Source organism: Kitasatospora sp. MAP5-34, assembly GCF_029894335.1.
Lineage (GTDB): Bacteria > Actinomycetota > Actinomycetes > Streptomycetales > Streptomycetaceae > Kitasatospora.
The window spans coordinates 123,536-141,123 of record NZ_JARXZC010000014.1 but is presented as its reverse complement, the minus strand read 5'-3'; the positions used below and the strand labels follow the sequence as shown (position 1 = coordinate 141,123).

The 17,588-nt window shown below is 71.6% G+C and carries 14 protein-coding genes and 1 pseudogene; 8 read left to right on the top strand and 7 right to left on the bottom strand.

All coding sequences use genetic code 11. The features are described from left to right. The first annotated feature begins 52 nt into the window (after nt 1–52). Nucleotides 53–526 carry a hypothetical protein gene (locus tag P3T29_RS14755; protein ID WP_280716879.1) on the top strand — a complete coding sequence of 158 codons (474 nt, stop codon included), beginning with the start codon at nt 53–55 and terminating at the stop codon, nt 524–526. Continuing rightward, nucleotides 523–2,094, top strand: coding sequence for a serine/threonine-protein kinase (locus P3T29_RS14750; protein WP_280716878.1), 1,572 nt, complete (start codon nt 523–525; stop codon nt 2,092–2,094). The genes P3T29_RS14755 and P3T29_RS14750 overlap by 4 nt, the downstream gene beginning before the upstream one ends. 230 nt (nt 2,095–2,324) lie before the next feature. Here P3T29_RS14750 and P3T29_RS14745 read toward each other — a convergent pair whose 3' ends face one another. The 3 genes from P3T29_RS14745 to P3T29_RS14735 form a co-directional block, all read right to left on the bottom strand. Continuing rightward, nucleotides 2,325–3,782 (bottom strand): ATP-binding protein, encoded by a 1,458-nt coding sequence (locus tag P3T29_RS14745; RefSeq protein ID WP_280716877.1) that lies wholly within the window; start codon nt 3,780–3,782, stop codon nt 2,325–2,327. Then, entirely contained in the window at nt 3,779–5,455 is a 1,677-nt protein-coding gene (locus tag P3T29_RS14740) for an FAD-dependent oxidoreductase (protein WP_280716876.1), read from the bottom strand. The genes P3T29_RS14745 and P3T29_RS14740 overlap by 4 nt, the downstream gene beginning before the upstream one ends. Nucleotides 5,456–5,647: 192 nt before the next feature. After that, a complete protein-coding gene (locus tag P3T29_RS14735; protein WP_280716875.1) occupies nt 5,648–6,793 on the bottom strand; it encodes an NAD(P)/FAD-dependent oxidoreductase in 1,146 nt (381 codons plus the stop codon). 139 nt (nt 6,794–6,932) lie between these two features. Between P3T29_RS14735 and P3T29_RS14730 the strand changes: the two genes are divergently transcribed. Further along, nucleotides 6,933–7,580, top strand: coding sequence for a helix-turn-helix domain-containing protein (locus P3T29_RS14730; protein ID WP_280716874.1), 648 nt, complete (start codon nt 6,933–6,935; stop codon nt 7,578–7,580). Nucleotides 7,581–7,636: 56 nt separating this feature from the next. On the opposite strand, the gene P3T29_RS14725 is transcribed toward P3T29_RS14730, so the two are convergent. Continuing rightward, nucleotides 7,637–8,119 carry an SRPBCC family protein gene (locus P3T29_RS14725; RefSeq protein ID WP_280716873.1) on the bottom strand — a complete coding sequence of 161 codons (483 nt, stop codon included), beginning with the start codon at nt 8,117–8,119 and terminating at the stop codon, nt 7,637–7,639. Nucleotides 8,120–8,182: 63 nt separating this feature from the next. On the opposite strand from P3T29_RS14725, the gene P3T29_RS14720 reads away from it, so the two are divergent. Beyond that, nucleotides 8,183–8,821: a TetR/AcrR family transcriptional regulator gene (locus P3T29_RS14720; RefSeq protein WP_280716872.1), complete on the top strand. Its 639-nt coding sequence runs from the start codon at nt 8,183–8,185 to the stop codon at nt 8,819–8,821. A 68-nt stretch (nt 8,822–8,889) separates the two neighbouring features. On the opposite strand, the gene P3T29_RS14715 is transcribed toward P3T29_RS14720, so the two are convergent. The 3 genes from P3T29_RS14715 to P3T29_RS14705 all read right to left on the bottom strand — a co-directional run bounded on the left by P3T29_RS14715 (nt 8,890) and on the right by P3T29_RS14705 (nt 12,856). Next, on the bottom strand, nt 8,890–11,124 hold the full coding sequence (locus P3T29_RS14715) for an exo-alpha-sialidase (RefSeq protein WP_280716871.1): 2,235 nt from the start codon (nt 11,122–11,124) through the stop codon (nt 8,890–8,892). Between the two features lie 433 nt (nt 11,125–11,557). Then, nucleotides 11,558–12,457, bottom strand: a complete 900-nt coding sequence (locus P3T29_RS14710) for a M48 family metalloprotease (RefSeq protein ID WP_280716870.1) — start codon at nt 12,455–12,457, stop codon at nt 11,558–11,560. A gap of 24 nt (nt 12,458–12,481) precedes the next feature. Continuing rightward, a complete protein-coding gene (locus tag P3T29_RS14705; protein ID WP_280716869.1) occupies nt 12,482–12,856 on the bottom strand; it encodes a BlaI/MecI/CopY family transcriptional regulator in 375 nt (124 codons plus the stop codon). A 678-nt stretch (nt 12,857–13,534) separates the two neighbouring features. Here P3T29_RS14705 and P3T29_RS14700 point away from each other — a divergent pair. The 4 genes and pseudogenes from P3T29_RS14700 to P3T29_RS14685 all read left to right on the top strand — a co-directional run bounded on the left by P3T29_RS14700 (nt 13,535) and on the right by P3T29_RS14685 (nt 17,405). Beyond that, nucleotides 13,535–15,283, top strand: a complete 1,749-nt coding sequence (locus P3T29_RS14700; protein WP_280716868.1) for a TIGR03767 family metallophosphoesterase — start codon at nt 13,535–13,537, stop codon at nt 15,281–15,283. Nucleotides 15,284–15,347: 64 nt separating this feature from the next. Next, nucleotides 15,348–15,902, top strand: a complete 555-nt coding sequence (locus P3T29_RS14695; RefSeq protein ID WP_280716867.1) for a hypothetical protein — start codon at nt 15,348–15,350, stop codon at nt 15,900–15,902. Nucleotides 15,903–16,005: 103 nt separating this feature from the next. Beyond that, nucleotides 16,006–16,287 (top strand): annotated as a pseudogene (locus P3T29_RS14690) (LuxR C-terminal-related transcriptional regulator); the annotation flags it as partial. Nucleotides 16,288–16,463: 176 nt separating this feature from the next. Then, nucleotides 16,464–17,405: a LysR family transcriptional regulator gene (locus tag P3T29_RS14685; protein WP_280716866.1), complete on the top strand. Its 942-nt coding sequence runs from the start codon at nt 16,464–16,466 to the stop codon at nt 17,403–17,405. Nucleotides 17,406–17,588: the final 183 nt, after the last annotated feature.

Below are 17,588 nucleotides of genomic sequence, written 5' to 3'. Positions count from 1 at the left end.
TAGGCTGACCCCGGCCAACCGCCGATCACCCGCCGCCGCCAGGAGCTGAGCCATGTACGGCCCCGTCACGACAACGCCGCAGCGCCGACGAGGCGCGCGAGTGGGGACCGTGCTGCTGCGGGTCGTGCTCACCGCCGTTCCGGTGCTGAGCCTGGGGATGCTCGGCTGGATACCGATGCTGCGGCTGGCGATCGTGCACAACCGAGGACGTGACTGGCTGTTCTTCGGCGCATCGGCGGTGGCGTCCGTCGCCGGGATCGTGCTGATCGGGTGCAATGCCGACGACAGCAGCTGGCAGACCACCACCGGAATGGTGCTGCTGCTCGGGACGGCGGTCTCCGTCGCGGCCTACTTCCCCGCCGCCGACCTGCGCCCGCCGCGAGCGTACGGGACTCCTCGCATGGCCGACGTCCGGACCGCCCCCGCAGGCCCGCCCCCGGGCATGGCGCGCCAGGACCGCATCGGGCAGGTCAGGGCCGAGCTCGACGAACTGAGTGCCTATCTGCAGCAGCAGGACCGCGCGTGAAGGGCCGGCTCGTCGCAGGCCGCTACGAGCTGGCGACGCTCATCGGGCAGGGCGGCATGGGCCAGGTGTGGAAGGCCCACGACCGCACCCTCGACCGCTGGGTGGCCGTCAAGCTGCTGCAGCCCAACCGGAGCGCCGCAGCGGAACAGGACGCCGAACTGCGGCGGCGGTTCGCCCGGGAGTGCCGGGTCACCGCCCAGGTCGACCACCCGGGGCTGGTCACCGTGCACGACGCCACCGGCCACGGCGACGACCTCTACCTGGTGATGCAGTACGTCCAGGGTGCGGACCTGGCCGACCACCTCGCCGAGCACGACCCCTACCCCTGGCCGTGGGCCGTGGCCGTGGCGGCGCAGCTATGCCCGATCCTGACCGCCGTGCACGCGGTGCCGGCGGTGCACCGCGACCTCAAGCCGCGCAACATCATGGTCCGCCCCGACGGCACCCTGGTCGTGCTCGACCTCGGGATCGCCGCCGTCCTGAACAGCGACACCACCCGGCTCACCCTGACCGGCTCACCTATCGGCAGCCCCGCGTACATGGCTCCGGAACAGGCCATGGACCGCGAGGTCGGCCCACGCACCGACCTCTACTCGCTCGGCGTGATCCTGCACGAACTGCTCAGCGGCACGCTCCCGTTCGCCTACTCGTCGGCGCTCGGCGTGCTGCACCAGCACCTGCACGAGCCGCCCCCGCCGCTGCGCCGGATCCGCCCCGAGGTGCCGCAGGCGCTGGAGGAACTGGTCCTGCGGCTGCTCGCCAAGGACCCCCTGGACCGGCCCGCCGACGCTGCGGAGGTCTACCGGACGCTCGCACCGCTGCTGCCCGGGTCGGCCCCGACCGGCCCCGAGGACCCCGGCACACCGATGGACCCGACCCGGCCGTTCCGGCAACCCCACGCACCCTGGCACGGCACGCCACCACTGCCCCGGCCATCGCCGCAGGCTCCGCAACCGCCGCAACCTCCGACCGCAGCCCCGTCGGCCGCAGCCCCGTCGGCCAGCCGCAAGGCCGACGTCGCCGCCGCCGTCGAGCAGGCCAAGCTCCTGCTGGACGCGGGCCGGATCACCCAGGCCGTGGGCGTGCTCGGCAGCGCACTGCCCGCCGCCGTCGCGGCCCACGGACCTGATTCACCCGTCGTCCACATGCTGCGCAAGCAGTACGCCACGACCCTGCTGGAGGACGGTCAGTTCCAGGCCGCGCTGCCCGAGTTGCGGCTGCTGGCCGACCAGCGCGCGGCCACGACCCGCCCCGACGACCCGCAGGCCCTGCGCTTTCGCATCGAGGCGGCGCAGTGCCTCGACCAGCTCGGCGAGCACACCTCGGCGCTCGCCGAGTACCAACTGCTGCTGTCCGAGCTGGACCGCGACGCCGCCGCCGACCCGTCGCTCGCGCTGGAGGTCCGCCACCGGACAGCACAGCTGCTCCTTGCCACCGCCGACCACACCGGCGCCCGCACGGTGCTGCTCCGGCTGCTCCTCGACACCGAGCGGCTGTACGGCCCCCACCACCCGCTCGCCGCCGAATCCCGGCGCTCGTTGGAGTGGTTGGAGCGTGCGGCCGGCTGACGGCCGATCGGGACGCCCGCTCAGCTTGAGGGCCTCCGGCTGCGGACAGCTCCCGGGCGGTGCGGGCGGCGAAGCCGTGGGCACCCATGGCGTCGAAGAGGTCGAGGGCGATCCGCAGTTGGCGTCGGGCCTCCTTGGTGCGCTTCTCTCGCCGCAGCGACTCTTCGTGGAGTTGGTGGCTGCGGGCGCGGTGGCCCGGGCTGCGGGTGTGCTCGTGGTGTGCTCGGTGTTCATGGCCGCTCCAGCGGGGGGCCGGGCCTGATGGGGTTGATCGGGAGGCGGACCTGGAAGCAGGTGTCGCCCGGCGTGGATGCGAGCCGCAGGTCGCCGCCGTGGCGGTTGACGATGATGCGCCAGGAGATGTCCAGGCCGAGGCCCGTGCCTTCGCCGACCGGTTTGGTCGTGAAGAACGGGTCGAAGACGCGGTCGCGCACCTCGGGGGGCACGCCCGGGCCGGTGTCGCGGAACTCGACCAGCACGTGGTCCCCGTCCCGTGCGGTGCGGACGGTGAGGGTGCCGCCGGAGCTGTTGCTGCGCATGGCCCACACCGCGTTGTCGATCAGGTTCGTCCACACCTGGTTCAGCTCGGCGGGGTACCCGGGGATGCGGGGCAAGGCGGGGTCGTAATCGCGCACGACCGTGATGTTCGGGCCGATCTTCGCGGCGAGCATCATCAGCGTGCTGTCCAGCAGCTCGTGTACGTCGGCGTTCTGATAGGGGGCCCGGTCCAGCTGCGTGTACTGCTTCGCCGCGCCGACGAGTGCGGAGATGCGGTGCGTGGCGTCGTCGATCTCGTTCAGCAGCAGTTCGGCCTCGACCGTGCAGCTCAGCAACTTCAGGGCCCTGCCGAGCAGGTACTCGGGCTGGGAAGCGGCGATCCGATCGAGCCAGTCGGTGCCCAGGTCCGCCTGGACGAGCACCGGCGCGATCTGCCGGCCGTCTTCGATGCCGTGCTCCTCCAGCCAGTCGCCGAGCTCGTCCTCTCGGTCCGCAGCCTGCAGCGGGCTGAGCGACTGGGCCGGGCCCAGCCGGCCGACGGTCAGGTCCACCAGCTCGCTCAACTGGGCGAGGTCTGCGCCTCGATGCGGCTCGGCCGCGAGTTCGCCGAACTCGCGGCGTACTGCGGCGAAGCGTTCACGCAGTGCGGCGGCGGCGCGCACGGCGGCGGCAGCAGGGTTGTTGAGCTCGTGGGTGAGCCCGGCGGTCGCCGATCCGAGCGCCAGCAGCCGTTCCCGCTGGCCGACCGCCTCCTGGGTGTTCTTGAAGCCGAAGAACAGGCCCTCCAGCAGGTGGACGGCCATCGGGAACCAGCCGCGCATGATCTGTGCGAACGCCTCCGCCGGCAGCACGAAGAACCGGGACCGCTCGGTCACCCGCATCGAGTTGTTGTACACCTGGGGCACCTGGTCGCCGAGGTACGCCTGGAAGGCCCCGGCATAGACGCCGGGCGCGGATGTGCGGCTGAAGTCCACCTCCTGGCCGCCGACGCTGCGCGAGAGGATCACGGTTCCGTGGAACAGCACGTACAGGTTCGCGGCCGGATCGCCTTCCCGGTAGACCGGGCCCGGGTCGAACCACTCCACGTGGCCGTCGCGGCACAGCCGCGCCAACTGGTCGGGCGCCAGCTTCTCGAACAGGAACAGCGAACGCAGCTCGTCCTCCTGGCACCGAAGCGGGCCGCTGGTCATGACTGCTCCAGATAGCGGTGCACGAGCATGACGGCCATGGCACCCTCGCCGACTGCGGAGGCGACCCGCTTGGCGGACTCGGCGCGGGCGTCCCCCGCCACGAAGACTCCGGGCACGTTCGTCTCCAGGTGGTACGGCGGCCGGTCCAGCGCCCATCCGGCCGGTGGGCGCCCGTCGGCCGTCAGATCGGGGCCGGTGGGGAGGAAGCCGTGCGAGTCCCTGGTCACCGTGCCGTCGAGCCAGTCGGTCATGGGGGCCGCGCCGATGAACACGAACATCCACTGTGCGTCGACCTCTTCGGTCTCCCCGCTCACGGTGTTGCGCAGGGTCAGCCCCTCCAGGTGCTCCTTGCCGTGGACGGCCGCCACGACCGTGTCGGTGCGTACCGAGATCGTGGGGGCGTCCTCGACGCGCTGCAGCAGGTAGTGCGACATGGAGGCCGACAGCGACGGGCCGCGCACCAACAGGGTGACCGACTTGGCACCCCGGGCCAGGAACATCGCGGCCTGGCCCGCGGAGTTCGCCCCGCCGACGATGTACACGTCGTGGTCCTGGCAGGCGAGGGCCTCGGTCAGCGCCGAGCCGTAGTACAGACCGCGCCCGGTCATCTCGGCCGCTCCCGGCACGTCCAGCTGCCGGTAGGACACGCCGGTCGCGAGGATCACACAGTGCGCCGACACGGTGGAGCCGTCCGAGAACCGCACTGTGCGGGCGGCGCCGTTCGCCTCCAGGGCGGTGACCTCGCGCGCCGTCAGCATTTCGGCGCCGAACTTCGCCGCCTGCCGGCGTGCCCGATCCGTGAGCTGCGCGCCGGAGACGCCGTCGGGAAAGCCGAGGTAGTTCTCGATCCGTGAGCTCTGGCCCGCCTGGCCTCCGGTCGCCGAGCGCTCGACCAGGACCGTTCGCAGCCCTTCCGAGGCGCCGTACACGGCCGCGCCCAAGCCCGCGGGCCCGCCGCCGACGATGACGAGGTCGTAGAAGTCGGCCGCCGGTGTCGTCGAAAGACCCACCCACGTGGCCAGCTCCCGTTCCTGCGGCTCGACGAGGGTCGCACCGTCCGGAGTGACCACGAGTGGCAGCCGGAGCCCGTCCTGCCCTGCGGCGGAGAGCAGCCTCCGGCCCTCCGGCTCGTCGGAGTTGTACCAGCGGTAGGGCACCTGGTTGCGGGCCAGGAACTCCCGGATCTGCGAGGACTGCGCCGACCAGCGGTGCCCGACGACTCTGATGGTGCCCGCCGTCCGGCCGTCGCCGGCCCGCCAGGACTCCAGCAGATCGTCCACCACGGGGTAGAGCTTCTCCTCCGGCGGCTCCCACGGCTTGAGCAGGTAGTGGTCGAGGTCGACGACGTTGATCGCGTCGATCGCCGCGTCGGTGTCGGCGTAGGCAGTCAGCAGCACGCGCCGCGCGCCGGGGAACAGGTCGAGGGCGTGCTCCAGGAACTCGATGCCGTCCATCTGCGGCATGCGGTAGTCGGCCAGGATCATCGCGACCGGGGAGCCCCGCAGCTTCAGCTCGCGCAGGGCGTCGAGCGCCGCCGCGCCCGACTCGGCACGCACGACGCGGTACGCGTCACCGTAGCGGCGGCGCAGGTCGCGAGCGACGGCCCGGGAGACTGCGGGATCGTCGTCCACGGTCAGGATCACGGTCCGTGCCGCGTCGCTGGTCTCTGCCATGGTTCACCGCCCAGACTGTCGCGGGGCCGGAGAGGCGACAACTCCTCCAGTGTGCTCGCCGACACGCGGTACGGCCCGACTTCGCCGCGCCCTCGGGCTGAGGCCTCTACTCAGCGTGATGCTTCTGGACTCGGCCCGTGGTCCAACCGCCCACAGGGTCCTCCCGGTGTCCTCGTTCTCGCGGGCAGAGGCTCAGGGCTGGGCGTCGCCCTCGCCGCCGAAGGCGGGGATGTCGGCGGACAGCAGGTGTTCGGCGCCGCCTTCGAGCATCTTGGCCGTCTCGGTGGAGCGGGAGAGCATGGTCTTCTCGTAGGTGCGGACGGCGTCGTCGAGGGTGGCCTCGTTCGCGAGAGCCAGGGCGAGTTCGGCGGCGTCGAGCATGGCGAGGTTGACGCCGACGCCGAGTGGGGGCATGAGGTGGGCGGCGTCGCCGAGCAGGGTCACGGTCGGGTTGTGCTCCCAGGTGTGCGGGACGGGGAGGGCGAAGATCGGGCGGTCGACGTAGGGACCGTCGTTGTCGGTGATCATCTGGCGCAGGCGGGGCGCCCAGTGGGCGTACCTGTCGAGGAGTAGGGCGCGGATGCCGTCGGTGTCGCCGGCGGTCAGGCCGCTCCGGCCCACCCAGTCGACCGGGACCCGCTGGATGACGTAGACGCGGATGTGGTCTCCGCTGTTGCGCTGGGCGAACAGGCCCCGCTCGCCGTCGGCCGCATGGGCGCCGCCCGGGCCGACCAGGTCGGCGATGTCGGGGTGGCGGTTCTCGACGTCGGAGAACCGTGCCTCCAGGAAGCTCACCCCGGTGTACCGGGGGACGGCGGGGGACACGACCCGGCGTACCCGGGAGAAGGCGCCGTCAGCGCCGATGACCAGATCGGTCTCGATGGTCGTGCCGTCGGCGAAGTGCAGCTGCCGCGGCCCATCGGCGGGCCCGCTGATCATGTCGAGGGTGCGTCCCCAGTGCACGGTTCCCGGTTGCAGGGAGTCCAGCAGCAGGTCGCGCAGCTGGCCACGGTCGATTTCCGGCTTGAAGAGCTCGTCGGCTGCCGGGACCTGGTGGGACGTGATCGTGCCGGTCGGGTCCAGCCGGCGCATCTCCTGTCCTTCGGGGCGGGCCAGCTTGAAGAACTCGTCGAGCAGGCCGGCTTCGCGCAGGGCGATCTGGCCGTTGTCGGCGTGCAGGTCCAGGGTGCCTCCCTGGTTGCGCGCGTCGGGGCCCGGGTCGCGGTCGTGGACGGTGACCGCGATGCCGCGCCGCTGGAGGATGCGGGCGCAGGTCAGCCCGCCGGGTCCGGCGCCGATGATGCTGATCCTGGCCTGGGCGGGTGCTACGGAGTTCATGGTGGTGCTCCTTCGTCGGCGCCGGATCATGGCCACGGCCCTGTGTCGCGGACCCGTCGGGCACCGCCTTCATTATTTTGCAATGACTCCAAATATGCAACCGTTCTAACTTTGCTCGATGCCGGGTAGGGTTGCGGGCATGGCAGAGACGATCGACCGCGCAGGAACGGGCGGGCGGCGCGAACGCAAGAAGGCCGCCACCCGCCAGGCGATCGCCGACACGGCGCTGCGGCTGTTCCTGGAACGCGGCTACGAGCAGGTGGGCGTCCGCGAGATCGCCGAGGGCGCCGACGTGTCGGTGTCGACCCTGTTCAACTACTTCCCCCAAGGCAAAGAAGCCCTGGTCTTCGACGAGGACGCCCGCAACGAGGCCGCCCTGGTCCGCGCGGTCACCGACCGCCCGCCGGGTCAGACGGTCCCGCACGCTCTACGCGCCCACCTCATCGGCTTCGTCGACTCGGCCCACACCCGAGACCCCCGCTTCGCCGACTTCCAGCGGCTCGTCCAGGAGACCCCGGCCCTTCGCGAGTACTCGCGCACGATGTGGCTGCGCCACGAACACGCTCTGGCCCGCGCCCTGGCCGACCAGACCGGCCGGCCGCACGACGACCTCATCTGCGCCGCCTACGCCCGGTTCACCCTCGAAATCCTCGCGTTCGCCGGCTCCAGCCCCGACCCCGCCGCCGCCGTCGACCAGGCCTGCCTCCTACTCGACCAGGGTTGGACGACCACGGTCGCCCAAGATGACCCCGAACACCGCAGACCCGCCGCCGCCCCGTTCACCTGAAGCGTGCTCACGCCCGAACCCCTGGCGGCCCGGACGTGAGCGCGCGTGCCCGGTGGTCAGTGCTTGAGACCGCGTAGCAGCCGTACGTACGGGCTCCAGTGCGCCGGGCGGGCCACCGCGCCCGTGCAGGCCAGTTCGGCGCGGTCCAGGCTGTCCTCCAGGCATGCGTCGTGCAGCGGCCGCCAGACGAGCGGCCAGCCGAGACGGGCCGGCCCACGGGCGTCCATGGCGAGGGTGTGGCGCAGCAGCGTGTGCTCCTCGTCGACGGCCAGGGCGGTGTATTCGTGGAAGCCGTGGAAGCCGCGCGGCCCGCTGAAAGTGAAGCGCACCCACTTCGAGGGGACGTACGCGGCGACGGTGTAGCGGACCGGGCCGTGTCCGCCGACCGCTCCGGCTGCCAGCGGGCGGTCGAACTCCATCTGCGGCCAGCCCAGTTGCGCCCAGAGCTGGTCGTCGCAGCTGGACAGGGTGTCGATCAGCGCTCCCACCTCGCTCTCCTTCGCGGCCAGCAAGCGCTCGTGCACGTTGTAGACGCCCATGCGTCCTCCCGGGACTCGTTTTAGAGGTAGCTCTCTAATATTTTGGAGAGTACTCTCCTATTCATGGCCAGACCACCCCGCTTCGACACGAACCAGCTCCTGGACGCCGCCGTGCGACGGGCCGCCGTATCGGGCCCCGCCGGGGTGACCATGTCTGCGGTCGCCAAGGAGGTGGGAGCCCCGAGCGGTTCGGTGTACCACCGCTTCCCCGGACGGACCGCACTGCTCGCCGAGGCGTGGCTGCGGACGGTCGAGAGCTTCCAGGAGGGCTACTTCAAGGCCCTCGAAGCGGACACCGACGCGCGGCGGGCCGGGCGCGCGGCGGCCCGCCACGTCGTCGCCTGGAGCCGCGCCCACCCGCAGGAAGCCGCTCTCCTCCTCTACGGCGCCGAGGAGTTCGGGCGCGCCGACTGGTCCGAGGAACACCTCCACCGCGCCGAGCGCGGCGACCAGCGCGTACGCACCGCCCTCGCAGCCCTCGCCGAGGGCCTGGGCGCCGAGGGCCCCAAGGCCACCGAATGCGTCACTCTCGCCCTGGTCGATCTGCCCCTCTCGCTGGTCCGCCGCCATCTGCGGGCCGGCACACCCCTCCCCGCCCACGCCGAGGACCTCGCCGAGCAGGGCACCGCCGCACTGCTCGGCACGCTCCCCACCGGGCCGGCCTCTCCGAAGACGGCCCCGGCCACCGGCCAGGGCCGCTGAGGCGTCGGCGCACGCGAGGGCGGCCGGCCCACCGGGGAGGGTGGGCCGGCCGCCGGTGCTGCGGTCCGTCAGTTCCGTACGGGCAGCGCGCCTCCCCTGGTGTGGTTCGGCGCCCTGAACAGGACCGGGCCGGTGGTCGAGGGCCTGGTGCCGGAGCGCAGCGCGAGCCCGCTCTGGACGGTGTACATGCCTTCGTCGAAGGCCTGGCCGTTGGTCGGGGTCTTGCCGACGGCGAAGACGGAGATGCTCCTGCCGTTCACCACGGAGCAGGAGATGTAGTCACCGACCATGCTGCCCTGGGTGCTGCTGGCGACCTGGGACAGCGACATCGGTCCGGCGACCGTCTGCGGGGTGCTCCAGGTGGCGCCGGCGTTGGTGGAGGAGATGAAGCCGACCTCCAACTGGCAGGTGGCAGCTGTGCAGTTGGCGTTCGGGTAGAAGTAGTAGTACAGACCGAGCTTGGCGGTCGCACCCGAGGTGGTGCGGTCGACGCCGAAGCCGGGGATGAAGTGGTCCGCGCCGCTGGTGGTGGCGTCGATCGGCACCCGGGTCACCGCCGACCAGGTGGTGCCGTCGGTGGAGGTCGAGTAGACGATGTCGTTGGAGGAGCAGCCGGAGCGGAACCGGCAGTCCTGCCAGGCGACGTAGATCTTGCCGCTCGCGTCGATCTCGGCGGAGGGCAGGCCGCTACCGTCGCGCAGGCCGCCGGCGACGGTGGCGTTGGTGATGTTCGAGACGAGTGCGGAGGAGCCCCAACTCGCGCCGCCGTCCGTGGAGGTGAAGGCGCGGACGGAGGCGCCGTCGGTGGAGAACGGGACCACGACGTTGCCGTTCGGCTGGACCAGGGGCTGGCCGCCGAGTCCGGCGTCGCCGCTGGCGGGTGAGGCCGGGGTGGACCAGGTGGCGCCGCCGTCGGTGGAGGTGGCCATGATCACCGCGTTGCCGGAGGAGGTGAGGTCGACCTCGACATAGCAGTTGCCGTAGTGCGGGCTGGTCGGCGTGGAGTCGCAGACGATCCAGTCCTTGTCGTAGCCCTGGCCGTCGTTGCCGACCGCGATCACCGGGTTCTGCCAGGTCAGCCCGTCGGCGGAACGGCTGACGCTCACGCCCGCGCCGTTGACGTTGGCGTCGATGACCAGGCCGGCGATCATCCAGGTGCCGTGCTTGGCGTCGTACGCGACGGTCGGGTCGGAGACCCGGGCGAAGCTGCCGCCACCCTGATAGGTGGTGATGCCCGGCAGCATGCCGTGCTGCCAGGTGCTGCCGCCGTCGGTGGAGGTGACCCACCCGGTGTCGGAGGCGCCGCCGTCGGTGAACCGGCCGACCTGGGAGGCGCCGACGATGGTGTTGCCGACGGCGAAGGTGTCCGGCTCCAGTTCGGTGGCGTGCTGGCTGGTGGTGTTGGTGAACGGGTCGGTGCTGACCTGGATCAGGTTCGGCCCGGTCCCGTTGACGGTCACGCTGAACGTGGTGGTGTGGGTGGCCGAGGTGCCGGTACCGGTCACGGTGATCGGGTAGGTGCCGGACGCTGTGCCGGCGGCGGTCGTGACGGTCAGGGTCGAGGAGCCGCCGGCGGTGACCGAGGTCGGATTGAAGGCGGCGGAGGCACCCGTCGGCAGGCCCGAGGCCGAGAGCGCGACGCTCTGGGCGCTGCCCGAGGTCACTGCGGTGGAGATGGTCGAGGTGGCCGAGCCACCCGCGTTGACGCTCGCCGAGGCGGGGCTGTCGGAGAGGGAGAAGTCGTTGGCCGTCGTGCCGCCGCTGAGGGTGACGTCGTCGTAGAGGGTGTAGGTCGGGTCACCGGGGTAGTTGTCGTCCTTGCTGGTGAGCGTCAGCGTGTAGTTGTGGCCTGCGGTCAGGTTGCTGGTGACCTGCTTCCAACCTCCGCCGTTGGTGCAGGTCTTGGGCAGGACAGTGGCGGTGGTGTTGCTGGTGGTGTCCTTCAGGGTCGCCGTCGCCCAGTCGTAGGTGACCGTGTCGGGGCAGAACACGTCGTACCAGAAGCCCAGTTGCGGGCTGCCGGTCGGAGCGGTGAAGGACTGGCTGATCGAGGAGGCGCCGTTGGTCGGGGCGGTGCCGCCGAGCTGGGCCGCGTAACTTCCGCTGTGCGGACCGCTGGTGGTGACCGAGGTTGTCCCGGCCGTCGTCCAGCCCGAGAGATTACCGCTCTCGAAGCCGCCGTTGGTGATCGAGGTGGCGGCCTGGGCCGGGCTCGCCGTGAAGGCGGCGCCGGCCAGCACGAGGGCCGCCGAGGCCGAGGCGGCGAGTGCGCGCCGCCAGGTGGGCAGGAGGGATCGTTTCATCCGGAGAGCTCCTGTGTCTGGGCCGGGCGGGTCTGCCGGCCCGGTCGCGCCAGTGGGGTTGGTGCTCGACCGTGCGGAGGTACGGAATGGCGTGAGGCGGGCCGTGGTGCTGTGGCACGGCGGCACGCCCCAGGTTGGGTGGCGCTGTTCAGCAGAGGGTCACGTGGTCGTACCTGTTCAGCCTCGACCGGGGACCGGGCGTGACGCTGAACGTCCTTTCGGGCAGCCGGATTTCGCCCGGCTCGCGGGAGCGGGGGACGCCTACGTAAGAGTGCACACGTGTTCGCAACTCGGAAGTCTGGCCCGGGACATGACATCGCACAAGATGTGCGACCAACAGCGACCGACATCTCCTCGGGCACAACACCCGCATCGCATCGTGGCGTTGGCACCACCGGGGGCCTGCCGGGCGCAGCGGGGACCCGTTGTCCGACTACGGGAGGAGGGTGTTCAGGCAGCGGACGAGCGCGACGGTGGCGTCGGCCAGGGCAACCGCCGTGGCCAGCGCCGCGACTGCGGCCGGCCACACCCGGCGCCGACGGCTGGTCGGGCCCGTGGCCCGCAGTGCGCCGACGCGGGCGGCGATGCGGTGGCGCAGGTAGGCGAGAGCCGGAGGCGGCCCGGGGAGGCAGGTGGTGGCGAGTGCGGCACGGGCCAGCGAGCGGGCCGCGAGCTCTCGCGAGGCGACAGCCTCTGCGGCGGCCTCGTCCGCCCACCGCTCGACGCCGAAGGCGATCTCGTCGCGCAGGCGCCCCAGCAGCGGGTTCAGCGCGGCGGCGGCCTGGGCGATTGCGGCGTAACGGTGATGATGATGCGTCAGATGAGCTCGCTCGTGAGCGAGCAGGACGGCGCGTTCGTCGACGGGCAGAGCCCGCAGCATCCCGACCGTCACCACGATCCGCCCCGGGCGGCCCGGCAGCGCGTAGGCGTCCGCATGATCAGCCGGCAGGACGATCAGGTCTCCCGCTGCCGGGCGGGCCCGCACTGCGTCCAGGGCCCGGAGCTCCCTTGCGCGGTGCCACCGCGTGGCCGCCAGCCGTACGAGTGCGGTGGCGAGCAGGGCGGCGGCGATCACTCCGAAGCCGTACGGGACCGGGTCGGCCGCCGCGAGCCTCCTCGGGCTACTGTGTGCGTACGCCTGCACCTGTGCGGTGTGGGCGAGCCCGCCGACGGCGAGCACGGTCAGCGCCCACACCGTGGCACCGGCGGCCACCGCCGTGAGACACGTGAGCACCCGGACGGCGGCGGCCGGAGCCAGGTACCGGGACACGGTGGGGCCGGCCGCGACCAGGACCGCAGGGGCGAGCAGCAGTACGTAGACGGTGAAGTACACGGCGGCCCTCCTGCGGTGAAGTGCCTAGTCCCGGCTGTCGAGCAGGTCACGCAGTGCTCGCTCGTCGTCCGGGTCGAGCCCGTCGACGAACCGCTGGAGCACGGCGAAGCGGTCGGCGCCGCGTACCAACGCCTGGTTCATCTCGGAGGCGACCTCATCGGCCGGTCCCCTGCGGGGAACGTAGGCATGGGCCCGGCCGACCCGCTCGCGCTCCAGCAGACCCTTGCCGTGCAATCGGCCCAGCACGGTCAGCACCGTCTTGTAGACCGGCGCCGAGGCCCCGAGCGCCGTGTGGACCTGACCCGCTGTCATCGGAACTCCCTCGGCCCACAGCACGGCCATGACCTCGGCCTCCAGCGCGCCGCTCTCGCGCCGCTGGTCCCGGGCGTGCTCGCCCACGGTACTCTCCGTTCCCCTCGACGCGATGGTGGATCTGCTGTCGATGGCGAGAATGTACCCGGACCTGCGCTCGGTGATCCGCCCGGGTCCATGACCTCTCCCTTGCAGGAGAGTTGACGGGCGGAAAGGCCGCGACCGGTACACCGAGGACGACCGGATCGGGTTCCGTGAGGTGCCCGCAGGATGCCGGTGCCCGCCCGGTCCGGCGGACCGGGCGGGTGACGACGCCGAGGCGCGACGGCGATGACCGCCGCCAGGATCTTCCACCACTTCCTGGTCATGCGCACGAGCGCCACCCGGTGAGGGACGGAACCCGGCAGCCCGAGGGAACTGCGATCGCCGGGTGGGGACTGGCCGTCCTGTGCGACGAAGCTGCCCAGCAGTGTGGCGGGCCACCGGTTTACGCGCATAGACCTGGCAGCTGAAGAAATGATGACGCATCGTCAGTTCTGGCCGACCGGCAGCGCGCTGCCGCGTGAGCCCCGCGCGATGCCCGGGTTCGTCCCGGAGCCATCCGAACTGTTCGCCCACTGTTCGGTCCGCAGGACTGCCGATCGTGAGTACCAGCCGGTAACGTGCGCTCACGGCCTGCCGCCGCTCGGGGTGGGCCACTCGTCGTACACCGTTCTCCGCCGGCGCCGTCAGGGCCCCCGGCGGTGTGTCTAAAGGGGGATACACATGTCCGCGTTCAGTCGCCGCCGCTTCGTCGGCGGCGCTTCGGCCACGGCCGCAGGTGCCGCGCTCTCGCTGGCCGGCGGGACGTTCGCGTCGGCCGCCGCCCGCGACAGCGCACTGGCGGCCACTGCGGCGCGCGCGGTGGCGGTCGGCGGTACGACGCTGGAGGAGGTCGCCACCCCGCTCGGCAGCGGCGGTTACCGGCGGCTGCTCTCCGGACCGGGCTGGCCGTTGGTGGTCCGTGCCGACCTGGCCGCTGCGCAGGCCGGCAGAGACGGCCGGCGCACCGGCCTGGCGAGCTTCGTCCAGTTCACCGATATGCACCTGTGCGACACCGAGTCGCCGATGCGCTTCGAGTACCTGGCCCGCTGGAACGACGCCGCGCACCGCCCGCAGGAGACGCTCACCGTGCGCGGCGCCTCCTCGCTGGTCGAGCGGGTGAACGAGGTGGCCGCCGGCCCGTACACCGGCCTGCCGTTCAGCCTGGTGATGGCCACCGGTGACAACACCGACAACCACGAGCAGCTCGAACTCGACTGGTACCTGACGGTGATGAGCGGTGGTCAGGTGACGCCCAACAGCGGCGACACCAGCCGTTACGAGGGCGTGCAGAACTCCGGCGACGCCGCCTACTGGAACCCCGAGAGCGCCTACCAGGACAGCTACAAGGCGGTCGGCTTCCCCCAGGTCCCCGGTTTCCTGAGCGCGGCCGGCCGCGAGTTCAAGGCACCCGGCCTGAAGACGCCCTGGTACACCACGGTCGGCAACCACGACGACAGCATCGAGGGCACGCTGCCGGACATCGGGCTGCTGAACTCGCTGTACACCGGCGACCGCAAGATCGAGGGCTGCGACGACGCCGACGCGGCGAAGCTGGCCGGCCTGCTGAAGAGCGACCCGGCCGCCGCCGTGCTGCTGCTCGGCAAGCTGCTGGAGGACGCCGAGGCGGTGCGCGAGATCACCCCGGACGCACGCCGCCAGCCGTTCACCACCAAGCAGTTCGCCCAGGCGCACCTCAACCCGGCCTACACCGGCGCCGGCCCCTACGGCCACGGCTTCACCTCGGACGCGGCCAACAGCGGCAACCTCTACTACACCTTCGAGATATCCCCCGGCGTCCTCGGCATCAGCCTGGACACCACCAACGCGGCCGGCTTCGCCGACGGCTCGATCGGCACCGCGCAGCTGAACTGGCTGGAGCAGCAGCTGCGGGCCAACAGCGACCACTGGTACGACACCAACGGCAAGCTGGTACGCGGCGGTTCGAACAGCCGCCTGGTGGTGCTGTTCAGCCACCACACCAGCACCACCATGGGCAACCTGCTGCTCGACCCGCGCCACTTCTTCGAGCTGCGGCACGACGGCAACACGCTGGTCGCGCTGCTCCAGCGCTACCCGAACGTCATGGCCTGGGTGAACGGCCACACCCACCGGAACCAGATCACCGCACACGGCCACGCGGTGCCCGAGCGGGCGTTCTGGGAGATCAACACCGCCTCGCACATCGACTTCCCGCAGCACGCGCGGATCATCGAGGTCACCGACAACGGCGACGGCACCCTCTCGCTCTTCACCACCCTGATCGAGTCCGCCGCCCCCTACGGCACCGCCTTCGACGACACCTCGGACGCCGGACTGGCCTCGCTCTACCGCGAGCTCTCCTTCAACGACCCGTACGCCACCCCGGGGGCCAAGCTCGGCACCCCGCTGGACCACAACACCGAGCTGCTGCTGGCCAAGCCCGGCCGCTGACCACGCTCCCCCTCCCTGCGGGCGGGCGGGCGGCCCGCCCGCAGGCGCGGCCGCACGCCCGCAGGTGCTCTCCGCCGACCCGGTGGCGGCGCGGGCCGCCCTGCGCAGCATCGAGGAGTCGACCCAGGCCGCGCTGGAGGACCTGGACTACGTGCTGGGCGTGCTGCGCGAGGAGGCGGCGGGGACAGCACCGACCCGGACCTTGGCCGACCTGCCCGAGCTGCTGGACCGGTTGCGGCACGCGGGCGCGGTGGTGGAGCCGGAGCTGTCGGGCGAGTTGGCGCAGGTGCAGGTGCAGGTGCAGGGGACGCTCTCCCGGGCGGCGTACCGGATCCTGCAGGAAGGGTTGACGAACGCGTTGCGGCACGGGGCCGGCGGTCCGATCACGGTCCGGGTGGCGGCCGCGTCGGACGGGCTGGAGCTCAGTGTGGTCAACCGGAGCGGGCCGGGGACCGGCGGGGGCACGGGTGCCTTCCCGACGTCCGGGCACGGCCTGCCCGGACTGGCCGAGCGCGTGCGGCTGCCGCACGGTGAGATCGAGGCCGGCCCGCACGGGCAGCAGCACTGGCGCCTGGCGGTCCGGCTGCCGGTGCGGCTGCCGGTGCGGCTGCCGGCATGACCGGCCCCGAGGCGAGCGCAGCCGTCACGACCGGCGCCGACGCGAGCGCCCCCGTCACACTCCTGATCGCGGACGACGAGGTGACCCGCAGCGGCCTGCGCACGTCCTCTTCCCGGCGGCACTGCGCCGGATGGTCACCGCCCGCCCGCTGGGCTCCGCCGAGGCGTTGCCGAAGGCGGCGCTGACGGGGCGGGAGGAGGAGGTGCTGCGGTTGATGACCACCGGCCTGTCCAACCCGGAGATCGCGGAGTCGTGCACGGTGAGCCTGGAGACGGTGAAGACGCACGTCGGGAACGTGCTGGCCAAGCTCGGCGCGCAGAACCGGACCCACGCGGTGGTGATCGCGTACGAGTCCGGTCTGGTGCTGCCGGGGTTCGCCGGCTGACACGGCCCGCGCCCGTCGACCGGCCGGGAGTCGCGATCGTCCGTACTACGCTTCCCACCGCCTACGACGCTCGGGCAGCGGGGGCAACCCGCAGTGCGGGACAAGTCTCGGCCTTCTCGTGTGATCTGTTCATGCGGAGCGGATGAGAGGAGAGTGCGGTCGGGAGGAAAGCGCGAATGGAGCTGGAGCTACGACACCTGCGGGTGCTGTGTGCGATCGCCGATGCGGGGAGTGTGGGCCGGGCCGCTTCGGTTCTGGGGTACTCGCAGCCGGCCATGAGTACTCAACTCCGGCGCATCGAGAGCCACTTCGGAGAGTTGCTGTTCGAGCGCAGGGTGTCAGGCGTGGTGCTGACGGAGTACGGTGTCGAGGTCCTGGCACAGGCCCGCGACGTCCTGGCGCGGATGGACGCGATCGGGCACCGTCCGCGCGGGAGCGTCGCGGGAACGCGTCAGACCCTCCGGATCGCGGCGACCAACTCTCCGGTCCTGTCCGGGATGGTGGTCCGGACCAGGAACCGGATCCCCGATCTCGCGCTCACGGTGAGAAGTGTCTACTCGTCCTCGGAGATCGTCGAACTCCTCCAGGAGGGCGAGGTGGACGTGGCCATCGCTGCGGACTATCCCGGCCTGCCGCTGCGGCATTCGGCCGCTGTGACGCATCGCGGGATCGCGACCGCGCCGTGCTTCGTCGCCCTGCCCTCGCGGCACCGCCTCAGGCACCGCCTGGAGGTCTCCCTCGCCGACCTGGCCGACGACGCCTGGTTCCTGACCCCCGACGACGGCGCCGGCTGGCCGGGAGTGTTCCATCAGGCCTGCGCGGCGGCCGGATTCACGCCGGCCGCCGTCCATGAGTTCCTGGGCGACCAGCTCCAGCTGCAGAACATGATCGCCGACGGCCTCGGCGTGTCCGTCGTGCAGGCGACCATGCGGCCGATCCCCGACATCCTCGTCAAGCCGCTGACCGGCACGCCGCTGTGGTGTCGCTACGTGCTGGCCTGGCGGTGCGACAGTTTCGCCGCCGAGGTCGCGGACACCCTCTTCAGCTGCGCCACGGCGGCCTACCACGACCTCATCGCACAGGCGCCGCACTTTCAGGCGTGGGCGTCCGGGGCATAGGACAGCAAGAGACGGCAGGGCGGCACAAGGCGCCCTGATGCCGACCCCGCCAAGCCAGGCGCCGAGGCCGTCGCGGCGGCGTGTTATGGGATCTCCCACAAGGTGCTATGTCACACCGTATTGAATGCGACGGCGTGAGATGAAAGCGTCCCTCTCACGCCTTACACAGCCCCCACTTCGAGG